General features: G+C 51.7%; 22 protein-coding genes and 1 riboswitch. Of the genes, 18 read left to right on the forward strand and 4 right to left on the reverse strand.

Annotated features, from left to right (window positions below; all coding sequences use genetic code 11):
- The first annotated feature begins 18 nt into the window (after window positions 1–18).
- The 15 genes from mnmG to glmS all read left to right on the forward strand — a co-directional run bounded on the left by mnmG (window position 19) and on the right by glmS (window position 14,601).
- Window positions 19–1,887, forward strand: coding sequence for a tRNA uridine-5-carboxymethylaminomethyl(34) synthesis enzyme MnmG (gene mnmG, locus AB0A83_RS07800; protein WP_150047729.1), 1,869 nt, complete (start codon window positions 19–21; stop codon window positions 1,885–1,887).
- A complete protein-coding gene (gene rsmG, locus AB0A83_RS07805) occupies window positions 1,887–2,513 on the forward strand; it encodes a 16S rRNA (guanine(527)-N(7))-methyltransferase RsmG (protein ID WP_367155942.1) in 627 nt (208 codons plus the stop codon). Before mnmG ends, rsmG begins: the two co-directional genes overlap by 1 nt.
- The gene (locus AB0A83_RS07810) at window positions 2,506–3,282 is read left to right on the forward strand and encodes a ParA family protein (protein ID WP_150047731.1); all 777 of its coding nucleotides are present in this window, start codon (window positions 2,506–2,508) and stop codon (window positions 3,280–3,282) included. Before rsmG ends, AB0A83_RS07810 begins: the two co-directional genes overlap by 8 nt.
- Window positions 3,279–4,133, forward strand: a complete 855-nt coding sequence (locus tag AB0A83_RS07815; RefSeq protein ID WP_367155943.1) for a ParB/RepB/Spo0J family partition protein — start codon at window positions 3,279–3,281, stop codon at window positions 4,131–4,133. Before AB0A83_RS07810 ends, AB0A83_RS07815 begins: the two co-directional genes overlap by 4 nt.
- A 287-nt stretch (window positions 4,134–4,420) precedes the next feature.
- Window positions 4,421–4,789 carry an ATP synthase subunit I gene (locus AB0A83_RS07820; protein WP_367155944.1) on the forward strand — a complete coding sequence of 123 codons (369 nt, stop codon included), beginning with the start codon at window positions 4,421–4,423 and terminating at the stop codon, window positions 4,787–4,789.
- An 18-nt stretch (window positions 4,790–4,807) separates the two neighbouring features.
- Window positions 4,808–5,572 (forward strand): F0F1 ATP synthase subunit A, encoded by a 765-nt coding sequence (atpB, locus tag AB0A83_RS07825; protein ID WP_150047734.1) that lies wholly within the window; start codon window positions 4,808–4,810, stop codon window positions 5,570–5,572.
- 45 nt (window positions 5,573–5,617) lie between these two features.
- On the forward strand, window positions 5,618–5,902 hold the full coding sequence (gene atpE / locus AB0A83_RS07830; RefSeq protein WP_150047735.1) for a F0F1 ATP synthase subunit C: 285 nt from the start codon (window positions 5,618–5,620) through the stop codon (window positions 5,900–5,902).
- Between the two features lie 109 nt (window positions 5,903–6,011).
- Window positions 6,012–6,485: a F0F1 ATP synthase subunit B gene (locus tag AB0A83_RS07835; protein ID WP_150047736.1), complete on the forward strand. Its 474-nt coding sequence runs from the start codon at window positions 6,012–6,014 to the stop codon at window positions 6,483–6,485.
- Window positions 6,486–6,487: 2 nt separating this feature from the next.
- On the forward strand, window positions 6,488–7,018 hold the full coding sequence (locus tag AB0A83_RS07840; RefSeq protein WP_150047737.1) for a F0F1 ATP synthase subunit delta: 531 nt from the start codon (window positions 6,488–6,490) through the stop codon (window positions 7,016–7,018).
- Window positions 7,019–7,039: 21 nt separating this feature from the next.
- Complete coding sequence (gene atpA / locus AB0A83_RS07845; protein WP_150047738.1) at window positions 7,040–8,581, forward strand: F0F1 ATP synthase subunit alpha; 1,542 nt, start codon at window positions 7,040–7,042, stop codon at window positions 8,579–8,581.
- 11 nt (window positions 8,582–8,592) lie between these two features.
- The gene (atpG, locus tag AB0A83_RS07850) at window positions 8,593–9,456 is read left to right on the forward strand and encodes a F0F1 ATP synthase subunit gamma (RefSeq protein WP_150047739.1); all 864 of its coding nucleotides are present in this window, start codon (window positions 8,593–8,595) and stop codon (window positions 9,454–9,456) included.
- 42 nt (window positions 9,457–9,498) lie between these two features.
- Complete coding sequence (atpD, locus tag AB0A83_RS07855; protein WP_150047740.1) at window positions 9,499–10,872, forward strand: F0F1 ATP synthase subunit beta; 1,374 nt, start codon at window positions 9,499–9,501, stop codon at window positions 10,870–10,872.
- Window positions 10,873–10,899: 27 nt separating this feature from the next.
- Window positions 10,900–11,322, forward strand: a complete 423-nt coding sequence (locus AB0A83_RS07860; protein ID WP_150047741.1) for a F0F1 ATP synthase subunit epsilon — start codon at window positions 10,900–10,902, stop codon at window positions 11,320–11,322.
- A gap of 75 nt (window positions 11,323–11,397) precedes the next feature.
- Window positions 11,398–12,768, forward strand: coding sequence for a bifunctional UDP-N-acetylglucosamine diphosphorylase/glucosamine-1-phosphate N-acetyltransferase GlmU (gene glmU / locus AB0A83_RS07865; protein ID WP_150047742.1), 1,371 nt, complete (start codon window positions 11,398–11,400; stop codon window positions 12,766–12,768).
- 3 nt (window positions 12,769–12,771) lie between these two features.
- Window positions 12,772–14,601 carry a glutamine--fructose-6-phosphate transaminase (isomerizing) gene (gene glmS / locus AB0A83_RS07870; RefSeq protein ID WP_150047743.1) on the forward strand — a complete coding sequence of 610 codons (1,830 nt, stop codon included), beginning with the start codon at window positions 12,772–12,774 and terminating at the stop codon, window positions 14,599–14,601.
- Window positions 14,602–14,912: 311 nt separating this feature from the next.
- Here glmS and AB0A83_RS07875 read toward each other — a convergent pair whose 3' ends face one another.
- Together AB0A83_RS07875 and AB0A83_RS07880 are read right to left on the reverse strand one after the other, a co-directional pair.
- The gene (locus AB0A83_RS07875) at window positions 14,913–15,104 is read right to left on the reverse strand and encodes a hypothetical protein (protein ID WP_150047744.1); all 192 of its coding nucleotides are present in this window, start codon (window positions 15,102–15,104) and stop codon (window positions 14,913–14,915) included.
- Between the two features lie 210 nt (window positions 15,105–15,314).
- On the reverse strand, window positions 15,315–15,611 hold the full coding sequence (locus AB0A83_RS07880; RefSeq protein WP_150047745.1) for a hypothetical protein: 297 nt from the start codon (window positions 15,609–15,611) through the stop codon (window positions 15,315–15,317).
- Between AB0A83_RS07880 and AB0A83_RS07885 the strand changes: the two genes are divergently transcribed.
- The gene (locus tag AB0A83_RS07885; RefSeq protein ID WP_367155945.1) at window positions 15,610–15,996 is read left to right on the forward strand and encodes a hypothetical protein; all 387 of its coding nucleotides are present in this window, start codon (window positions 15,610–15,612) and stop codon (window positions 15,994–15,996) included. The two genes, AB0A83_RS07880 and AB0A83_RS07885, sit on opposite strands and share 2 nt — an antisense overlap.
- On the opposite strand, the gene AB0A83_RS07890 is transcribed toward AB0A83_RS07885, so the two are convergent.
- Window positions 15,978–16,595 carry a heme-binding protein gene (locus AB0A83_RS07890; RefSeq protein ID WP_150047747.1) on the reverse strand — a complete coding sequence of 206 codons (618 nt, stop codon included), beginning with the start codon at window positions 16,593–16,595 and terminating at the stop codon, window positions 15,978–15,980. The genes AB0A83_RS07885 and AB0A83_RS07890 overlap by 19 nt on opposite strands.
- A gap of 154 nt (window positions 16,596–16,749) precedes the next feature.
- A complete protein-coding gene (locus AB0A83_RS07895; RefSeq protein WP_150047748.1) occupies window positions 16,750–17,376 on the reverse strand; it encodes a plasmid pRiA4b ORF-3 family protein in 627 nt (208 codons plus the stop codon).
- 135 nt (window positions 17,377–17,511) lie between these two features.
- Between AB0A83_RS07895 and AB0A83_RS07900 the strand changes: the two genes are divergently transcribed.
- Together AB0A83_RS07900 and AB0A83_RS07905 are read left to right on the forward strand one after the other, a co-directional pair.
- Window positions 17,512–18,021: a DUF1993 family protein gene (locus AB0A83_RS07900; RefSeq protein WP_367155946.1), complete on the forward strand. Its 510-nt coding sequence runs from the start codon at window positions 17,512–17,514 to the stop codon at window positions 18,019–18,021.
- Between the two features lie 183 nt (window positions 18,022–18,204).
- Window positions 18,205–18,282: riboswitch (cyclic di-GMP riboswitch) on the forward strand.
- Window positions 18,283–18,433: 151 nt separating this feature from the next.
- Window positions 18,434–19,114, forward strand: a complete 681-nt coding sequence (locus AB0A83_RS07905; protein WP_150047750.1) for a CsgG/HfaB family protein — start codon at window positions 18,434–18,436, stop codon at window positions 19,112–19,114.
- Window positions 19,115–19,130 lie beyond the last annotated feature (16 nt).

The raw sequence follows: 19,130 nt of genomic DNA on the forward strand, positions 1-19,130 counted from the left end.
TTTGAACATAAATTGCCTGTGAAATTCCAGAAAGACTTTGACGTAATCGTAGTCGGCGGCGGTCACGCCGGCACAGAGGCAGCGCTGGCGGCGGCCCGTTGCGGCGCGCAGACCTTGTTGTTGACGCAAAATATTGAAACCCTGGGGCAAATGAGCTGCAACCCGGCGATAGGCGGCATAGGCAAGGGGCATTTGGTCAAGGAAGTCGACGCTTTGGGCGGCATCATGGCGCAAGCCATCGACAAAGGCGGCATACAATTTCGCATCTTGAACGCCAGCAAAGGGCCGGCGGTGCGGGCGACGCGTGCCCAAGCCGACCGCCAGCTTTATAAGCAAGCGGTGCGGACCGCGCTGGAAAATCAACCCAATCTGGCTTTGTTTCAGCAAACCGTATCCGACTTGCTGGTGCAGGGCGAACGGGTGATAGGGGTCAAGACTCAAATGGGCTTGGAATTCAACGCTCAAGCCGTTGTGCTGACTGCCGGCACGTTTTTAGGCGGGCGCATTCACATCGGCCTGGACAACTACAGCGGCGGACGCGCCGGCGATGCGGCCTCTATCGCCTTGGCGGAACGCTTGCGCGAGTTGCCGTTTCGGGTCGGTAGGCTAAAGACCGGGACGCCGCCGCGCATTGACGGTCGCACCATCGATTATGCCAAGCTGCAAGAACAGCATGGCGATATCCCGCTGCCGGTGTTCTCCTTTCTGGGTAGTCGCGATCAGCACCCGAAGCAAATCTGCTGCCATATCACTCGTACCAATGAGCAAACTCACGACATCATTCGCTCGGGGTTGGATAGGTCGCCGATGTATTCGGGTATCATCGAAGGCGTCGGTCCGCGTTATTGTCCGTCGATAGAGGATAAAGTCGTGCGGTTTGCCGAGCGCGACTCTCATCAGATTTTCGTCGAGCCGGAGGGGCTGACTACCAACGAGGTGTATCCGAACGGGGTGTCGACCAGTTTGCCGTTTGACGTGCAGTACCGTTTTATCCGTACCATGTTGGGGTTCGAGAATGCGGAAATCGTGCGGCCCGGTTACGCCATCGAATACGATTTTTTCGATCCGCGCGATTTGAAAGCCTCGTTGGAAACCAAGTATATGCACGGCTTGTTTTTTGCCGGGCAAATCAACGGTACCACCGGTTACGAGGAGGCCGCGGCGCAAGGTTTGATTGCCGGCTTGAACGCCGCCCGTTTGAGCAAAGGCTTGGAAAGCTGGTGTCCGGGCCGGGAAGAAGCGTATATCGGCGTGATGATTGACGATTTGATTACCCGCGGCACTTCGGAGCCTTACCGAATGTTTACCAGTCGGGCCGAATACCGTTTGCAATTGCGCGAGGACAATGCCGATTTGCGCTTGACCGAAAAAGGCCGCGAACTCGGCTTGGTGGATGATAGTCGCTGGCAGCGCTTCGAGGAAAAACGCGAGGCGATTGCCAATTTGCAAGGCAAGCTGGCGAAAAAATGGATACGCGCCGAATCCGACGAAGCGGGGTTGGCCGAACAATACTGGGGTAAAAAATTACTCAAAGAAGCCAGCTTGATGGATATGTTGCGGCGGCCGGAAGTCGACGTAGAGAATCTGCTGCGTTTCACCGACGAAATAGAGGTTGCCGAGGACGTGGCGGAGCAGGTGGCGATACAAGCTAAATACGCGGGCTACATCGACAGGCAACAGACCGAAATCAACCGCACGCAACGTTACGAGCATTGGCGCTTGCCGGAAAATGTCGATTACAGTTTGGTGTCCGGTCTATCCAACGAAGTCAGCGAAAAGTTGAAAAAACAGCGTCCGGAAACCTTGGGCCAAGCGTCGCGCATTCCCGGGGTGACTCCGGCTGCGATTTCGCTGTTGTTGGTTCATTTGAAAAAGAAAAGCGCTTGATGACGGCTTGCCGGGTAAGATTGGTCGACGGGCTGGCGGCTCTGGGGCTAAGCCTGTCCGAACGGCAGCAGACGCAACTTTATGATTTCGTTAAGTTGATCGAGAAGTGGAACAAGGCTTACAACCTGACTGCGGTGCGCGATCCGCTGCAAATGGTCGATCTGCATATTTTGGATAGTCTGACGGTGCTGCCTCACCTTAAGCCGCCGAAGGTGGCGGATGTCGGTACCGGCGCGGGTTTGCCGGGAATTCCGCTGGCGATATGTTTGCCGGAATTTCAATTTGTACTGATCGATACCAATTCGAAGAAAACCCGTTTCGTCCGGCAAGCGGTATTGGAGTTGAAGTTGCGCAATGTCGAAGTCGTGCACGGGCGGGTCGAGGAATTACGGCTGCAACCCTTATGCTCTACCGTCATCTGCCGGGCGTTCGCGGCCATGAGCGACATACTGAAATTAAGCGGTCATCTGTTGGCGGAAAACGGCGTGCTTTTGGCCATGAAAGGGCAGCTGCCCGAAGACGAGTTAATCATGTTGAATTCGCAATATGCTGTACTACCACTTTCCGTGCCCGGTGTCGAAGCCGAGCGGTGTTTAATTCGATTGGAGAAGGCTGCACATGGCTAAAATTATTGCCGTCACCAATCAAAAAGGCGGGGTGGGTAAAACCACGACCAGCGTCAATTTGGCGGCGGCCTTCGCGGCCACCAAGCGCAAGGTGCTGTTGGTGGACCTCGACCCGCAAGGCAATGCGGCTATGGGGTGCGGGGTCGACAAGGACAATATCGAGCATTCCAGCTGCGAGCTGTTACTGGAGGAAGTGTCGGTCGGGCGGGTGGTGATCCAAAATCCGGAACTGGGTTTCGATCTGATTCCCGGTAATGCCGATCTGACCGCCGCTGAAGTGCAATTGATGAGCGCTCAGCACCGGGAGCGGCGGCTGGCGGATGCTTTGTTGCCGGTTAAGGCGCAATACGATTACGTGTTGATCGATTGCCCGCCGTCGCTGAATATGCTGACGGTAAACGCCATGGTCGCCGCGGATAGCGTGTTGATCCCCATGCAATGCGAATACTATGCCTTGGAGGGTTTGTCGTCGCTAATGGCGACCTTGCGCAATATTCGCGACTCGGTGAATTCGGGTTTGGTTTTGGAGGGCATTTTGCGGACGATGGTCGACAACCGCAGTCGCTTGGGCAAAGATGTATCCGACCAGTTGCTGGAGTATTTCGGCGATAAAGTGTTTCGGACTACGATACCGCGAAATATCCGGTTGGCGGAAGCTCCCAGTCACGGGGTGCCGGTGCTGGCTTATGATAAGTCCTCTCGCGGTGCGGTGGCGTATATCGCATTGGCGGGCGAAATGATCAGACGAGAAAAAGCAGCGAAAAAATGATGCAAAAAAAACGCGGGTTAGGGCGGGGGTTGAGCGAGTTGTTGGGGGAGGCGGTCTCTGCGCCTGCGCCCGAGAAGCCGCAAGACGTACAAAAGTTGCCTATCGAATTTTTGCAGCGCGGACGCTACCAGCCGCGCAGAGATATGGATCCGGAAAAATTGCAGGAATTATCCGATTCCATTGTGGCGCAAGGGATTATTCAGCCTATCGTGGTGCGCAAAATCGAGGCGGAAAAATACGAAATTATTGCCGGCGAGCGGCGTTGGCGGGCTGCTCAATTGGCCGAATTGGCGGAAGTTCCGGTGTTGATTAAAGACATAGACGACCGCTCGATGATGGCTGTGGCCTTGATCGAAAATATCCAGCGCGAAGACTTAAACGCGTTGGAGGAGGCCGAAGCCTTGCATCGTTTATTGGATGAATTTGAATTGACTCACCAGCAAATCGCCGAATCGGTAGGTAAATCGCGGACAACCGTGACCAATTTGTTGCGCTTGTTGGATCTGGCTGTCGAAGTAAAAACCATGCTTAGCCGAGGTCAGTTGGAAATGGGGCATGCTAGGGCCTTGTTGGGCTTGGAAGAGAGCAAGCAAATCGAGATTGCCCAAAAGGCGGTCAAACAAGGTCTGACTGTTAGGGCGGTTGAAAAGCTGGTCAAGCAATTGCACGAAGAGAAGTCGGCGGCAACCGGGAAGAAAGCCGATCCGGATATCGTGCGGCTACAGCAAGAATTAAGCGCGCGAGTAGGTGCGAAAGTGGAAATTCAGCATCAAGCCAACGGCAAAGGCAAGTTGGTGGTGGGTTATACCTCCTTGGAGGAGCTCGAAGGGATTATCAATAAAATTCATTAGTAATGAAATTGTTGTCGATTGTAGCGATTACGACGACAAAGCCTGATAAATTGTGTGGTTTATGACAGGTTGGGGATGGATCAGGAGGTATTTTTAATATAAATCAAAAACTTGTATGTTGGCATTTATTTTGCTTATTTTATGCAGCCAAGATTTGAAGTGTTAACCTATAACTGTCTTGTCCGTGTGGAGCGCGCCTTGGGTGCATGTTCTGCAGGCGATGCCTCCTTGCTTTGCCTATGAGGGCTAGTTATAATTTCGACGCTTAACGGTCGTAGAGAGTTGAAATGGTAGTTGAAAATCGGTTTTCTACAATCGGCAAAATCATATATGCGCAAATCCTGATGGCTACCATAGTGGCGTCAGGATTTTTAGTGATGGGCGATTGGAAATCGGCATTGTCTCCGTTGATTGGGGGGGCGATTGCTATAGTGCCTAACTCCTATTTCGCACTTAAGGTCTATCTTGCCAGGCAGGGCGAAGCGTCCGGTATTCTTCAGGCTTTTTATGCCGGCGAAACAATCAAATTGATATTGACTGCCGCGCTGTTTGCGGTCGCTGTGCGGTTGCCCTGGGTGGATTTTCCGACTCTGCTGGCAGGCTATATAGCCGTATTATCTGTTTTTGGATTCGCGTTATTTTACTGGCGCGATTGAAATTTATAGCGAGGAAAAATGGCTAGTGAAGGTGGTGCTACCGGTTATATTGTCCATCATTTAACTCCGCTGTCGGTTGGCGAGGGGTTTTGGACTTTACACTTGGATACCCTGTTTTATTCCACTGTACTAGGTGGTTTGTTTATTTGGTTCTTCAAATCGGTTGCTGAAAGAGCTACCGCCGGAGTGCCTGGGATGGCGCAAAATTTTGCCGAGATGATCGTCGAATTCGTCGATACACAAGTCAAAGACACTTTTCACGGACGTAGCGAATTGATCGCACCTTTAGCGCTGACCATCTTTTGCTGGGTATTTCTGTGGAATGCGATGGACATGTTGCCGGTCGATTTATTGCCGATGATAGGCGGCTTAATGGGCATGGAATACATGCGCGTGGTCCCCAGTACCGATTTGAACGGTACGTTTGCATTGTCTATCAGCGTGTTTTTGTTGATTTTCTTTTACAGCATCAAAGTCAAAGGATGGTGGGGGTTTGCCAAGGAGATGACGTGCACCCCATTCGGCCCCAAAATGCTGCCCTTCAATTTGTTGTTAAAAACAGTTGAAGAATTGGCTAAACCGATTTCTTTGGGACTACGGTTATTCGGAAACCTGTATGCCGGCGAATTGGTATTCATCTTGATTGCCTTGTTGCCGCCCATCGTGCAACCGTTGTTGGGTTTCCCCTGGGCCGTTTTCCATATTTTGGTCATTACGCTGCAAGCTTTCATTTTCATGGTGTTGACCATCGTCTATCTCAGCTTGGCCTGCGAAGATCATTAACCGATTTATTTTTTACATTCACTTGATAATTACTTAGGAGACATTATGGAACTCGCTACTTTAATCGCCAACATTCAAGGCTCTACCGTTATTGCTGTCGGCATTATTTTGGGCTTGGGCGCTATCGGTACCGCTATCGGTTTCGGTTTGTTGGGCGGTAAATTCTTGGAAGGCGCTGCTCGCCAACCGGAATTGGTTCCTATGTTACAGGTCAAAATGTTCATCATTGCCGGTTTGCTTGACGCGGTAACCATGATCGGCGTTGGTTTGGCCTTGATGTTGACTTTCGCCAATCCGTTCTTGTCTGCTGTTCAGTCTGTTGCGGGCTAAATCAAGCACTGATTTCGTTGCTCGGGGCTGCCGCCTGGAAGCCTGCAAAGGGCTGCGCACGATTGCGTAAGGCGGAGCGAACGATAACAGCACTAAAGAGGAAACCACGATGAGTATCAATGCTACTCTGATCGGGCAGATGATCACCTTCACGCTTTTGGTGTGGTTCACCATGAAGTATGTTTGGCCGCCGATCATCGCTGCCTTGGAAGAGCGAAAAGTCAAAATCGCCGAAGGCTTGGCCGCGGCGGAACGAGGCCAGGAAGAAATCAAACTGGCTGAGAAAAAAGCCGTTACCGTTCTTAAAGATGCTAAAGATCAGGCGTCTGAAATCATTGCTTCTGCGCAAAAACGCGCCAATGAACTGGTAGAAGAATCTAAATTGCAAGCCGAAAAAGAAGGCGAACGTTTGTTGGAGGCTGCCAGAGCGCAAATCGAACAAGAAGCGTTGCAAGCTAGAGAAAATCTACGCAAAGAAGTCGCTGCGCTGGCTCTGCGTGCTGCAGAACAGATTTTGAAAGAAGAAATCGACAAAGCCAAGCATCAGGATCTTTTGAATAGAACTGCGGAACAATTAGGGTAATCATGACTGAATTAGCGACACTAGCTCGTCCCTACGCAGCGGCCGCATTCGATCGAGCGAAAGAAAGCGGCGCGACTGAGCAATGGGCGCAAGCACTGCAGTTTTTGGCGTTAGTGCTCGAAGATCCTAATATGACGGGTATCGTCAGTAATCCACGGGTCGGAGCCGACAAACTTTTACAACTACTTTTGGATATTTGCCAGGACCAAGTTGCTGAAGAAGTAAAAAATCTTCTGAAGTTACTGGTGCAAAACGGCAAATTGAAATTGCTGCCAACCATATCCAAGTTGTACGAGGAATGCAAAGCCAACGACGAAGGCTACGTTAATGTCGATCTTTTCAGTGCCTATGCCCTAACCAAGACCGAACAAAATAAATATGTCGCCATGCTGGAAAAACAGCTCCGCAAAAAAGTAAACGCTACGGTGCATGTCGATAAAACCTTGATCGGCGGCATTTTAGCCAAAGCGGGCGATAAGGTATTGGACGGTTCGGTCAGCGGCCAGCTTCAACAATTAGCCAAAAGGCTCTAAGAGCTAGATCGGGAAAATAAAATGCAATTAAATCCATCTGAAATAAGTGATCTGATCAAGAAGAAGATCGAGAATTTCGACGCCCAATTGGAGGCGCATTCGGAAGGTACCGTAGTTAGCGTAACCGACGGTATCGTTCGTGTACATGGTTTGTCGGACGCCATGCAGGGCGAGATGCTGGAATTTCCTGGCGGTTCTTACGGCATGGCATTGAACCTGGAAAGAGACTCCGTCGGTGTGGTCATGTTGGGCGCATACCAACATATTTCCGAGGGCGATACGGTCAAATGTACCGGCCGCATTTTGGAAGTGCCGGTTGGCGATGCTCTGCTCGGCCGCGTAGTCGATGCCTTGGGTAATCCTATCGACGGCAAAGGTCCCATCGACACCGATTTGACGTCTCCGATCGAAAAGATTGCACCAGGCGTTATTGCCCGCCAATCGGTAGACCAACCGGTACAAACCGGTTTGAAGCCTATCGATTCCATGATTCCTATCGGCCGCGGCCAACGGGAGTTGATCATTGGCGACCGCCAAACCGGTAAAACCGCGATTGCGATCGATGCGATCATCAACCAAAAAGGCACCGGAATTAAATGCATTTACGTGGCGATCGGTCAAAAACGCTCGTCGATTGCTAACGTAGTCCGCAAATTGGAAGAACACGGCGCGATGGATCACACCATCATCGTCGTGGCATCGGCTTCCGAATCCGCCGCGTTGCAATTTATCGCGCCTTACACCGGTTGCTCTATGGGCGAATATTTTCGCGACAAAGGTGAAGATGCGCTGATTATTTATGACGATTTGACCAAACAAGCCTGGGCTTATCGGCAAATTTCCTTGCTGCTGCGCCGCCCTCCGGGCCGCGAAGCTTACCCCGGCGACGTGTTCTACATTCACTCGCGCTTGCTGGAACGCGCCGCACGTATCAATGCCGATGAAGTCGAGAAATTGACCGGCGGCAAAGTCAAAGGCAAAACCGGTTCGTTGACTGCGCTACCGATTATCGAAACTCAAGGCGGCGACGTGTCCGCGTTCGTACCGACCAATGTGATTTCGATCACCGACGGCCAGATATTCCTGGAAACCGGTTTGTTCAACTCCGGTATTCGTCCTGCAGTTAACGCCGGCTTGTCGGTATCGCGGGTTGGCGGCGCGGCGCAAACCAAGATCATCAAAAAGCTGGGCGGCGGTATTCGTCTGGACTTGGCGCAATTCAGAGAATTGGCGGCCTTCGCTCAGTTTGCTTCGGATTTGGACGAAAGCACTCGAAAACAAATCGAGCGTGGTCAGCGAGTCACTGAATTGATGAAGCAGCACCAATACGCGCCGATGTCAGTCGCGGAAATGGCGGTATCGCTTTACGCTGCAAACGCCGGTTTCCTGGATAGTATCGAAGTCAAAAAAGTGCGCGATTTCGAAGCGGCATTAATGTCATTCATGAAAGCCGAAGAAGCCGAACTGATGGCCAAGATCAACGAGAAAGGCGACTACAACGACGACATTCAAAAAGGCATGCATGCCGCTATTGAACGCTTCGTCAAAACGAGTAGCTGGTAAAAGGATCATCGATGGCTGTTGGCAAAGAAATACGTAGCAAGATTGCGAGTATCAAAAATACTCAAAAGATCACCCGCGCCATGGAAATGGTGGCCGCGAGTAAAATGCGTAAAACTAAGGATCGCATGCAGGCCACTCGCCCATATTCCAAAAAAATTAGTCAGATCATCAACCATCTGGCGCACGCCAATCCGGAATACAAACATCCTTACATGCTGGAACGTGAGGTTAAAAGGGTCGGAGTTATTGTGGTCAGTTCGGATAGGGGGTTGTGCGGCGGTTTGAACGCCAACCTGTTTCGTTCCGTGCTGAATCATATGCAGCAGTGGAATGCGCAAAACCTCGAAATCGACGTTTGTGTGATCGGCAGCAAGGCGGCCCAATTTTTCAGCGGCATCAACGCGCGGATAATAGGCCAAGTCGTCAAATTGGGCGATACGCCGCACCAAATCGACATCGTCGGCGTTATTAAAGTGATGCTGGACGCTTACGAGACTGGTGCTATCGATCAGCTGTACGTGTTCAATAACGAATTCGTGAACACGATGACGCAAAAACCGGTTAGAACTCAGCTGTTGCCGGTAATCGCCGGCGATCTGGAAGACGATTTGAAAGGAATCTGGGACTATCTGTACGAGCCGGGCGCTAAAGAGGTGCTTGATCATTTGCTGCAGCGTTATGTGGAATCCATCGTTTATCAAGGCGTAGTCGAAAACAATGCTTGCGAGCAGGCGGCGCGTATGGTGGCCATGAAAAGTGCATCCGATAACGCCGGAAACATCATTAAAGAGTTGCAGCTGGTCTACAACAAAGCCAGACAGGCGGCCATTACGCAGGAAATCTCGGAAATCGTCGCCGGTGCCGCAGCCGTTTAACGCATTTACAAGTTTCAGAAAGTTTATATAGAGGACGACATAATGAGTTTGGGTAAAATCGTTCAGATTATCGGGGCGGTCGTAGACGTCGAGTTTCCGCGTGAAAGTATGCCTAAGGTATACGACGCACTGAACGTCGCGGGCGGTCTGGTCCTGGAAGTTCAGCAACAATTGGGTGACGGCGTGGTGCGTACCATTGCGATGGGCTCTACCGACGGCTTGAGCCGCGGCGTAGACGTCAGCAACACTGGCGATGCCATTAAAGTACCGGTCGGTAAAGCCACTTTGGGCCGTATCATGAATGTGCTGGGCGACGCCATCGACGAAAAAGGCCCGATAGGCGAAGAAGACAAGTGGACGATACACCGTAGTGCGCCATCCTACGACGAACAAGCTCCGGCCAACGAATTGTTGGAAACCGGCATCAAGGTTATAGACTTGGTTTGCCCGTTCGCCAAAGGCGGCAAAGTCGGCCTGTTCGGCGGTGCCGGCGTAGGTAAAACTGTCAACATGATGGAATTGATCCGCAACATCGCGATCGAGCACAGCGGTTACTCGGTGTTCGCCGGCGTGGGCGAGCGTACTCGCGAAGGTAACGACTTCTACCACGAAATGACCGATTCCAACGTTATCGACAAAGTATCGCTGGTGTACGGACAGATGAACGAGCCGCCCGGCAACCGTCTGCGCGTAGCGTTGACCGGTCTGACCATGGCCGAATACTTCCGCGACGAAGGTCGCGACGTATTGTTTTTCGTCGATAACATTTACCGTTATACCCTGGCCGGTACCGAAGTATCGGCGCTGTTGGGCCGGATGCCGTCCGCGGTAGGTTACCAACCGACATTGGCGGAAGAGATGGGGGTACTGCAAGAGCGGATTACTTCAACCAAAACCGGTTCCATTACTTCTATCCAGGCGGTATACGTACCGGCCGACGACTTGACCGACCCATCGCCTGCTACCACTTTCGCTCACTTGGACGCGACGGTGGTGTTGTCACGGCAAATCGCCGAGTTGGGGATTTATCCGGCGATTGATCCTTTGGATTCCACCAGCCGCCAGCTGGACCCTTTGGTGATCGGACAAGAGCATTACGACACCGCCCGTTCGGTACAAGGTATTTTGCAGCGCTACAAAGAACTGCGCGACATCATCGCCATCCTGGGTATGGACGAATTGTCGGAAGAAGACAAATTGACCGTAGCCCGCGCGCGTAAAATCCAACGTTTCTTGTCGCAACCCTTCTTCGTCGCCGAGGTATTTACCGGTTCTCCCGGCAAGTACGTGTCTTTGAAAGACACCATCGCCGGTTTTAGGGGAATCATCAGCGGCGAATATGACCACTTGCCCGAGCAAGCGTTCTATATGGTCGGCACCATAGACGAAGCGATTGAAAAAGCCAAAAACATGTAGTCCGACTCGGCAGAGGAGTAAGTAGATATGGTAATGACCATTCACGTCGACATCGTCAGCGCCGAGCAGGAAGTGTATTCCGGTTTGGCGGAGATGCTGTTCGCCCCTGCTGAATTGGGCGAAGTGGGTATCGCGCCCCGCCACGCGCCGTTGATCACCCGTTTAAAGCCGGGAGAGGTGCGGGTGAAAATCAGCGATAAGGAGAGCCAAGAGTTTTTCGTATCGGGCGGTTTATTGGAAGTGCAACCGCATGTGGTGACCGTGTTGGCGGATACCGCCATTCGCGCCCGCGACATCGACGAAGCTCAAGCTTTGCAGGCTAAAGCGCGTGCCGAGGAGATGTTAAGCGACAAGTCCGGCAAGATAGACTATGCTATTGCCCAGGCGCAACTGGCGGAAGCCGTGATGCAGTTGAAAACCTTGGAACGCTTGAGAAAACGCGGTTCGTAACCCGCCGGTTTTATCATCAGTATCAAAGCCCGATAACGTTAGCGTCATCGGGCTTTTTTCATTTTGGGAACAGACATGCCTATCAAAACCATTATCCTCGCTGCAGGGCAAGGCACCCGCATGCGCTCGGCATTGCCGAAAGTCTTGCACCGGATTGCCAATAAGCCGTTGTTGGAGCACGTTTACGACACTAGCCTAGCCATTCCGGAAAATTCCGTATACATCGTCTACGGTCATGGCGGCGATATCGTCAAGCAACAGCTTGCGCATCTGGATGCCGTCTGGATCGAACAAAAACAACAATTGGGGACCGGTCATGCGGTTCAACAGGCTATCGGTTACGTGGAAGACGCCGATACCGTTTTGATTTTGTATGGCGATGTGCCGCTGTTAAAAGCCCAAACCGTGCAAAATCTGCTGAAAAATGTCAGTGTCACGTCGCTGGCGTTGCTAACGGTCACGTTGCAAGATCCAACCGGTTACGGGCGTATCGTGCGCGATAAAGATCACGCCGTGATCAAAATCGTCGAACAAAAAGATGCCAACGAAGTGGAACTGCAGATTGGCGAGGGTAACACCGGCATTCTGGCCTGTAAAGGTAAGCAATTGAAGCAGTGGTTATCCGGCTTGAGCAACAGCAATGCCCAGGGCGAATATTATTTGACCGACGTGATCGAAATGGCGGTTGACGACGGTTTGACCATAGAAACCAGTCAGGCCGGCACGACGGACGAGGTGTTGGGCGTCAATAATCGCCAGCAACTCGCGCATTTGGAACGGGTATATCAACAAGAACAGGCGGATAGGCTAATGTTGTCCGGCGTTACCTTGCGGGATCCTAACCGATTCGATTTGCGTGGAGAGTTGGTCGAAATAGGGCAGGATGTCGACATAGACGTGAACGTCATATTCGAAGGCGTGTGTCGAATTGGTTCTAATGTGAAAATCGGCCCGAATTGTTTGATCAAAAATGCAGAAATCGGCGACGATGTCGAAGTTTTAGCCAATTGCGTCATCGAAGACGCGCACATCGGTAGCGGTTGCCGTATAGGCCCGTTTGCCCGTTTGCGGCCGGACAGCCAACTGGCCGATCACGTTCACATCGGTAATTTCGTGGAAGTAAAAAAATCCAGCGTAGGTAGTGGCAGCAAGGTTAATCACCTAAGTTACATAGGCGACAGCGAAATCGGTGCCAAAGTGAACGTAGGCGCTGGTACCATTACCTGCAACTACGACGGCGTCAATAAATTCAAAACCGTTATCGAAGACGGCGCCTTCATCGGTTCAGACACCCAGCTGGTGGCCCCGGTTAAAGTGGGGAAAAACGCGACCATAGGTGCCGGCTCGACGATCACTCGCGATGCGCCGGCAGAGCAACTGACTTTGAGTCGATCCAAGCAATTTACGGTTGCCGGTTGGCAGCGTCCCGTTAAAAAGGAGAAATGATCCATGTGCGGCATCGTCGCAGGCATAGCCCAACGCAATGTAGTTCCTATTCTTATCGAAGGCCTGAAGCGCTTGGAATACCGGGGGTACGATTCCGCCGGCTTGGCGGTCATCAACCATAACGATATTTTTCGCAAGCGCGAACTGGGTAAGGTCAAAGGTTTGGAAGCTTTGATAGACAAAGATCCCATCGAAGGCCGCATCGGCATTGCTCATACCCGTTGGGCGACGCACGGCAAACCCAGCACGCAAAACGCTCATCCGCACGTTAGCCGTGATCAGGTAGCCGTGGTGCATAACGGCATCATCGAAAATCACGAAACCCTGCGCACCGCCTTGCAGCAAAACGGCTATGTGTTTACTTCTGAAACCGATACTGAAGTCATTGCCCATAAAATTGCCGAGGAACTGCAAAATTCGGCCAATTTGCTGGATGCCGTAAAAAACACGGTCGCAACCTTGCAAGGCGCTTATGCGCTCGGCGTGGTCTTCGCCCAGCAGCCGGATATCCTGGTGGCTTGCCGTAAAGGCAGTCCGCTGGTCATCGGCATCGGCATCGGCGAATATTTCATCGCCTCCGATATTGCCGCGTTGCTGCCGGTGACCCAGCGATTCATCTTCCTGGAAGAAGGCGACATTGCCGAGTTGACCATCAACGGCGCGACTATTTTCGATCAAAGCGGCCGCCGCGTGGTGCGTCCGGTCATCGAAAGCCAACTGAAAGCCGATTCGGTGGACAAAGGCAAGTACCGCCATTACATGCTTAAAGAGATCCACGAGCAGTCGTGGGCGATTTCCGAAACCCTGGAAGGCCGCTTTATCGATAACCGCTTGTTGGATACTGCGTTCGGTCACAACGCAGCGCAGGTGTTCGATCACATCAAATCCGTGTTGATATTGGCTTGCGGCACCAGCTATCACGCCGGCTTGGTAGCGCGTTACTGGTTGGAAAAACATGCCCGCGTGCCGTGTGCCATCGAAGTTGCCAGCGAATTTCGCTACCGCAACCCGGTGATTTCCCCGGATACTTTGGTGGTAACCATCTCTCAATCCGGCGAAACCGCCGACACCTTGGCCGCATTGCAGGAAGCCAAACAACTCGGCGTCAAACATTCGCTGGTGATTTGCAACGTGCCGGAAAGTTCGCTGGTACGAGAATCCGATCTGGTGTTGATGACCCGCGCCGGTCCGGAAATCGGCGTCGCCTCGACCAAGGCCTTTACTACGCAATTGGTGGCATTGTTGATGTTGCTGATCGCGGTCGGCCGTCGTTTTCAGCTTAGCAAGGAGTTGGAAAATCAAATCGTTTCCGAACTGTTCGCGCTGCCCGGCAACATCGAAAAAGTATTGAAGCTGGACGAAGCCATAGAAGTGTTGTCGCAGCGTTTCGCCGATAAACACAACGCGCTGTTTCTGGGGCGCGGTACGCATTACCCGATTGCAATGGAGGGAGCGTTAAAGCTCAAGGAAATTTCCTACATCCACGCCGAAGCTTATCCGGCCGGCGAATTGAAGCACGGCCCCTTGGCGTTGATAGATGCGGAGATGCCGGTCGTCACCGTAGCGCCGAACAACACGTTGTTGGAAAAACTGAAATCCAATATCCAGGAAGTTAGCGCGCGCGGCGGACAATTGATCGTGTTCATGGACGAAACTTTGGCCGAAACCGGCGGCGACAACGTGCAAATCATCAAAATGCCCAGCGTCGCCAACATGGTTTCACCTATCATTTATACGATTCCGTTGCAACTTTTGTCCTACCACGTCGCCGTGCTCAAAGGCACGGATGTCGACCAGCCGCGCAACTTGGCGAAATCAGTGACGGTGGAATAGGGAATTAGCAAACCGACTAGGTTTGTGTTGCGAGAATAAAGTCATAAAAATTGGTTCTACCAGCCGTGCTCCTTAAAGGGCTACGGCTGGTGTAAGCGCATGCGCTCTAATGCCTATCGCTGTATTGGCAGTATTTGATATCTATAATTGGTTTCACGTAAGCTCAGGATATTGGGCGGATACTTAACAGCGCCTAGAGCTAACCTTCCTATCGCCGGAACTCTTCCTCCCAGAACGAAATGTGACAAAGTAGAATTAATAACCTTACAAAACTCGTTAGGTATTCAAAGGCCACACGCTTCTATCTGAAATCAATGCGCCGACGGCAGTTCAGGACTCCGCCAAGCCTCCAATACAAAGGCAGCCAATTCGGTAACGCATAAGCGAATGAGCTGAAAAACGGCGATCAGCAGAATGGCAGCAGAAAAAAGCACGGTTATAGCTACTAATAAAACTTTCATAAAGCCCTCCATCAAACCAGTCATGTTGGCGATGGCGCGCATTCTTTCAGTTTTTATTCAAATTTCAAGTCGATACGGCGCAACAAGCTGTTGCGTGACTAAGGCGATTCCGCTCACTTCAATGGGTTGGCTGACAAACTTGAGGTGAAATATTTTTTGGAAATGACCTTGTACAAGACGCAACCTTACAGGCACCGACTGGCCGGTGATTAATTGCAGTCCAATCGACAAACCCGCGCGGGTTCAACGCCCTTACAGAACGTTGGCGACCACCCAGTAAATCGCGGCTATTTCCAGAACCAGTGGTAGAAGATAAAAAAAGGGATGCCGCACTCTGGTCGACAATAGCGTTCCCCTTATCCGACCGGGCTTTGGCGGGAAGGAAGGATTGGCGACGTAGGCCGAATCACAGTCCTCTGATGGCGCCGTATAAACGCTACTGATAAAGCAATCGTCATTGTCGAAGATTGAATTAAAGACATCATCCAACTTTTTTTGGTTGTCGAATAAGCTATTTAAAACCAAGGGATCGATAGCGGTAGCTGACATGACACAAATCTCTGATTGTTTCGTTCAAGGTCAGGCTAACGAACTCGCGAAAATTATTCCGGGAACATTGTCATGTTCTGATGAAAAGATCAGGCTTCCTCCTATTGCCGGCGGAGAGCTTCAAGCTGGTGATCCAAAATTGATAAACCGCTGCGGCGCTTGCTTCAGCAACGTCGAAAGGGTAAAACCGTCCCCCATCACACACAAAACAGCTCCTCGATTGTGGGTTTGGCGATTGGGAAAAAAGCACAATCGCGTCGTTTGCCAATGCAAGCTTCATTTCGCGCAGCAACGCCTCAAGTGTTCTGATTTCTTGATTCGAGCTTACTGCCGTGGGCAACCAGCAAACAATGAAGGCATAGCGGCTTATTCAATGTCGACATGAATTTCGTTGCGGCGCAGCATGGGTAATGTCCACGGCGGATCGTAGGCTGCTGAGCGTGCTGAAGAAATCGGCTTGAATGATTGTTGGTTTAGCCATTCCAGCAATTTTTGACTGTTGCGGGTAATGGCTCCTTCGCTCAGCGATCCGCTGTATTGCAGAACGGCCACTTTTTTTGCCGGTAGCTGATGCAACTCGACGTGGGTGTCGAGCGGAATCGGCAAGGTCTCCAGGCTATAGCCCGCGGGCATGACGAATGACATGCGCCACAGTCGCCCGTCGGTTTGTTGCAGCACCGGCGCGGTCATTGCAATTTCTTCGCCTTCTGCTTCGCGAAGCACCGGCGTGGTCATCACCACTTTTTCTCGACGGGTATTGCCGCCGAAAATATAGCCGGCCAGCCGCTTGAAACCGATACTACCCGCTTCCGGGTAGTCGGCGGCGGCGAGGGTTTCGGCCACCAATAGGGAGGGGTAAGCGCGTATTTCGAACTCGCCATCCCGCAACAGGACTTGGTATTCGGGCTCCGGCGCATTTCTAATGCCCATCACGCTACATCCGGCCAGCCAAAGTCCCGACAACAGGGAAACTATTTTTTTCATTGCTTGGGTCATCCTTCATTCATTATCACATGTGACATTGGCCGTGTTGCCAAGGTTTCCCGACTCATAGGCTACCCAGTGATTTTCAAACTCGAGCAAACCATGAAATCTGAAAGGTGTCGGGAGATAACTGCTCGGCAAACATCAGAAGTTGTTATTTGCCGCCCCACCGGTTAAACAAAATCCGCATGATTGCCGCGTTAGCCAATCGCCGATCAAATCGCTCCGGGTCAAATTCGCCATCAGCCCATGCACGTAAATATGCGGCTTCTTCAGAATCCGGTCCTTCCTGCAATACTTCCAGAAAATCGGCATAACCCTCAGGGCCGCCGACATCTTCCGGTGGGCAGGCGCGTGCCCCATCCAACACCCAGGCGCCACCTTTGGGATCGTTATCTAAATTTTTTCGAATGTCTTCCACGGTGACCAGATGTTCCCAGTTATCGCCCAGATCATAGCGATAGAGCATGGTGTCGTTGGTGGCCAGCAAGCGATTCAGATAGGCTTTGCGCTCGTCCAACAGTCCCAGGTCATCTTCGGGATCGGGTAGCGCGTAGATTTGGTCCCGAATTTTAAATTGGTGTAAGTGATAGTCACTCCAGCCAAAGGCAGCCTGAATAAAGTGGTGGAGTTTCGCCAAGCTGACACGGCCATCGACTTCCAGCCTTCGCCATACCGGCGGACGTATTTCACTGGGCCGTAGCTCGATATGCAAGGTGTATAAGCACGGTTGGCTTGTGCTGCTGGCGTGTTTTTTACCGACGGGCTTTTGTTCGGCCATAGCAAATCTCAATAAAAGTCATGCGCTGTAGTTTAACCTCAAGGCAGCCAAATGCGATTTCGCATGTTGTCGCGCGTTTTGATAAAGCGGCTTACACTACGCGCTTGAATGATTCACCCGCTCAGGAGCCTTCAGATGTCTTTGTCGATGTACGTTATTACAGTTTCCCCGATCATTCGCAGTCTGACGCAATTACGACAGATTTTGGAAAAAGCGTCCGATTATGCGGAGGTTAAGAAGATTGATCCATCGGTGTTGATCAACGCACGTCTATATCCCGATATGTACCCATTGAAGCGCCAAGTGCAGATTGCCAGCGATGTCGCCAAGGGTGCCGTTTCCCGATTAGCCGGACAAGAACCGCCCAAATTTGACGATGTTGAAAACTCTCTTCTTGAGTTGATCGAGCGCGTTGATAAAACGCTGGCACATATCCATTCGTTTACGGCTGAGCAAATTGATGGTGCTGAAGCCAATACCATATTGCTACCCAGGCATGACCGGACATCGACCTTTACCGGCTTAACCTACCTGACAGACTTCGTGCTGCCAAATATTTATTTCCACGTCACAATCACCTATGCCATTCTGCGACATAACGGGTTAGAAATCGGCAAGAACGATTATTTGGGCGATGTGGGGTGATTCGATACGGTTATTCGTTTGGCATGGCTAGCGATGCTATTTTTCGGCCATAAGTGACCGGATCATTTGCCAAATAGCGGCTATCCGCATGTCGAAATTGGCTAGTTTCAGAAAACCACTGTCATTAGATGTAGATAAAAACACTCAGTAGAATACCCAATAACTTTGTGGTAGAAATCACAAAACACGAGCAGCTAAACCTATCGTGAGGTAGAGACGGAAAGTCGCGGGTCCCTAAATTCGGAAAGCCGGAATGCCGAATTCGACGTCGTTAACGTCATTTTTGGTAGTCCGGCTTTTTACTGCCGAATTGAAAGTATGGCGATTCACACGCTAGCTATTAAACCGTTTTAGATGCATGTTATTTACCCGGCTGGCTTTTGTGCTAGCCACTGACTCCAAAGGTAACCGTATGAAATATGCCTTCGCACTGGTATTGACAGCCTCATTGATCAGCTTTACCGGTTGTGTAAGTCGAGACATCCATGAAGCCGTCGAAGACCGCGGCCCGCAAGTGGCCTTTGCACCGTTGCCGCAAGCCAGCCGCCTGACGGTGGCGGTGTCCCGCTTTACCAACGAATCGGTCTATGGCAGCGGCTTGTTTACCGATCAATCCGGCGATCGGATTGGCAAGCAGGCGGCCGATTTGTTGTCGCGCCATCTGATGGCAACTCAGCATTTCAATGTCGTGGAGCGGCAGGACATCAGTAAACTCAAATCCGAAGCCGAATTGATGGGCAAGAGCGAACCGGAATTCAAACAAAATCTGCTCGGCGTCGATGCCTTGATCATGGGCTCGGTGGTGGAGTTGGGCCGCGATACCACCGGTGGTGTCTGGCTGATCGGTAAGGAAAAAACCCAACGGGCGCGGGCGCGGGTGGTGTTGCGCTTGGTCGATCCTAAAACCGGCCAAGTGTTCTATAGCCAGGAAGGCAGCGGCGAAGCGTCGATCTCCTCGACCGCGACGCTGGGATTTGGCGGCACGGCAGGCTTTGATTCGACGCTGGAAGGCAAGGCCATCGATGCGGCCATTGTGAATATGATCAACAACGTGGTCAGTACCTTGGAAGCACGCGGCAAAGCCCAGCCGTAAACCTTTCAAAGTAGGG

Source organism: Methylomonas sp. HYX-M1, from assembly GCF_040741385.1.
In the GTDB taxonomy this organism is placed as follows: domain Bacteria; phylum Pseudomonadota; class Gammaproteobacteria; order Methylococcales; family Methylomonadaceae; genus Methylomonas; species Methylomonas rhizoryzae.

Bases quoted from the DNA above. Each gene is read 5' to 3' on its own strand.
- rsmG (WP_367155942.1), top strand. From the start codon at position 1,887: ATGACGGCTTGCCGGGTAAGATTGGTCGACGGGCTGGCGGCTCTGGGG.
- AB0A83_RS07810 (WP_150047731.1), top strand. From the start codon at position 2,506: ATGGCTAAAATTATTGCCGTCACCAATCAAAAAGGCGGGGTGGGTAAA.
- AB0A83_RS07815 (WP_367155943.1), top strand. From the start codon at position 3,279: ATGATGCAAAAAAAACGCGGGTTAGGGCGGGGGTTGAGCGAGTTGTTG.
- AB0A83_RS07820 (WP_367155944.1), top strand. From the start codon at position 4,421: ATGGTAGTTGAAAATCGGTTTTCTACAATCGGCAAAATCATATATGCG.
- atpB (WP_150047734.1), top strand. From the start codon at position 4,808: ATGGCTAGTGAAGGTGGTGCTACCGGTTATATTGTCCATCATTTAACT.
- atpE (WP_150047735.1), top strand. From the start codon at position 5,618: ATGGAACTCGCTACTTTAATCGCCAACATTCAAGGCTCTACCGTTATT.
- AB0A83_RS07835 (WP_150047736.1), top strand. From the start codon at position 6,012: ATGAGTATCAATGCTACTCTGATCGGGCAGATGATCACCTTCACGCTT.
- AB0A83_RS07840 (WP_150047737.1), top strand. From the start codon at position 6,488: ATGACTGAATTAGCGACACTAGCTCGTCCCTACGCAGCGGCCGCATTC.
- atpA (WP_150047738.1), top strand. From the start codon at position 7,040: ATGCAATTAAATCCATCTGAAATAAGTGATCTGATCAAGAAGAAGATC.
- atpG (WP_150047739.1), top strand. From the start codon at position 8,593: ATGGCTGTTGGCAAAGAAATACGTAGCAAGATTGCGAGTATCAAAAAT.
- atpD (WP_150047740.1), top strand. From the start codon at position 9,499: ATGAGTTTGGGTAAAATCGTTCAGATTATCGGGGCGGTCGTAGACGTC.
- AB0A83_RS07860 (WP_150047741.1), top strand. From the start codon at position 10,900: ATGGTAATGACCATTCACGTCGACATCGTCAGCGCCGAGCAGGAAGTG.
- glmU (WP_150047742.1), top strand. From the start codon at position 11,398: ATGCCTATCAAAACCATTATCCTCGCTGCAGGGCAAGGCACCCGCATG.
- glmS (WP_150047743.1), top strand. From the start codon at position 12,772: ATGTGCGGCATCGTCGCAGGCATAGCCCAACGCAATGTAGTTCCTATT.
- AB0A83_RS07875 (WP_150047744.1), bottom strand. From the start codon at position 15,104: ATGCGCGCCATCGCCAACATGACTGGTTTGATGGAGGGCTTTATGAAA.
- AB0A83_RS07885 (WP_367155945.1), top strand. From the start codon at position 15,610: ATGACACAAATCTCTGATTGTTTCGTTCAAGGTCAGGCTAACGAACTC.
- AB0A83_RS07880 (WP_150047745.1), bottom strand. From the start codon at position 15,611: ATGTCAGCTACCGCTATCGATCCCTTGGTTTTAAATAGCTTATTCGAC.
- AB0A83_RS07890 (WP_150047747.1), bottom strand. From the start codon at position 16,595: ATGAAAAAAATAGTTTCCCTGTTGTCGGGACTTTGGCTGGCCGGATGT.
- AB0A83_RS07895 (WP_150047748.1), bottom strand. From the start codon at position 17,376: ATGGCCGAACAAAAGCCCGTCGGTAAAAAACACGCCAGCAGCACAAGC.
- AB0A83_RS07900 (WP_367155946.1), top strand. From the start codon at position 17,512: ATGTCTTTGTCGATGTACGTTATTACAGTTTCCCCGATCATTCGCAGT.
- AB0A83_RS07905 (WP_150047750.1), top strand. From the start codon at position 18,434: ATGAAATATGCCTTCGCACTGGTATTGACAGCCTCATTGATCAGCTTT.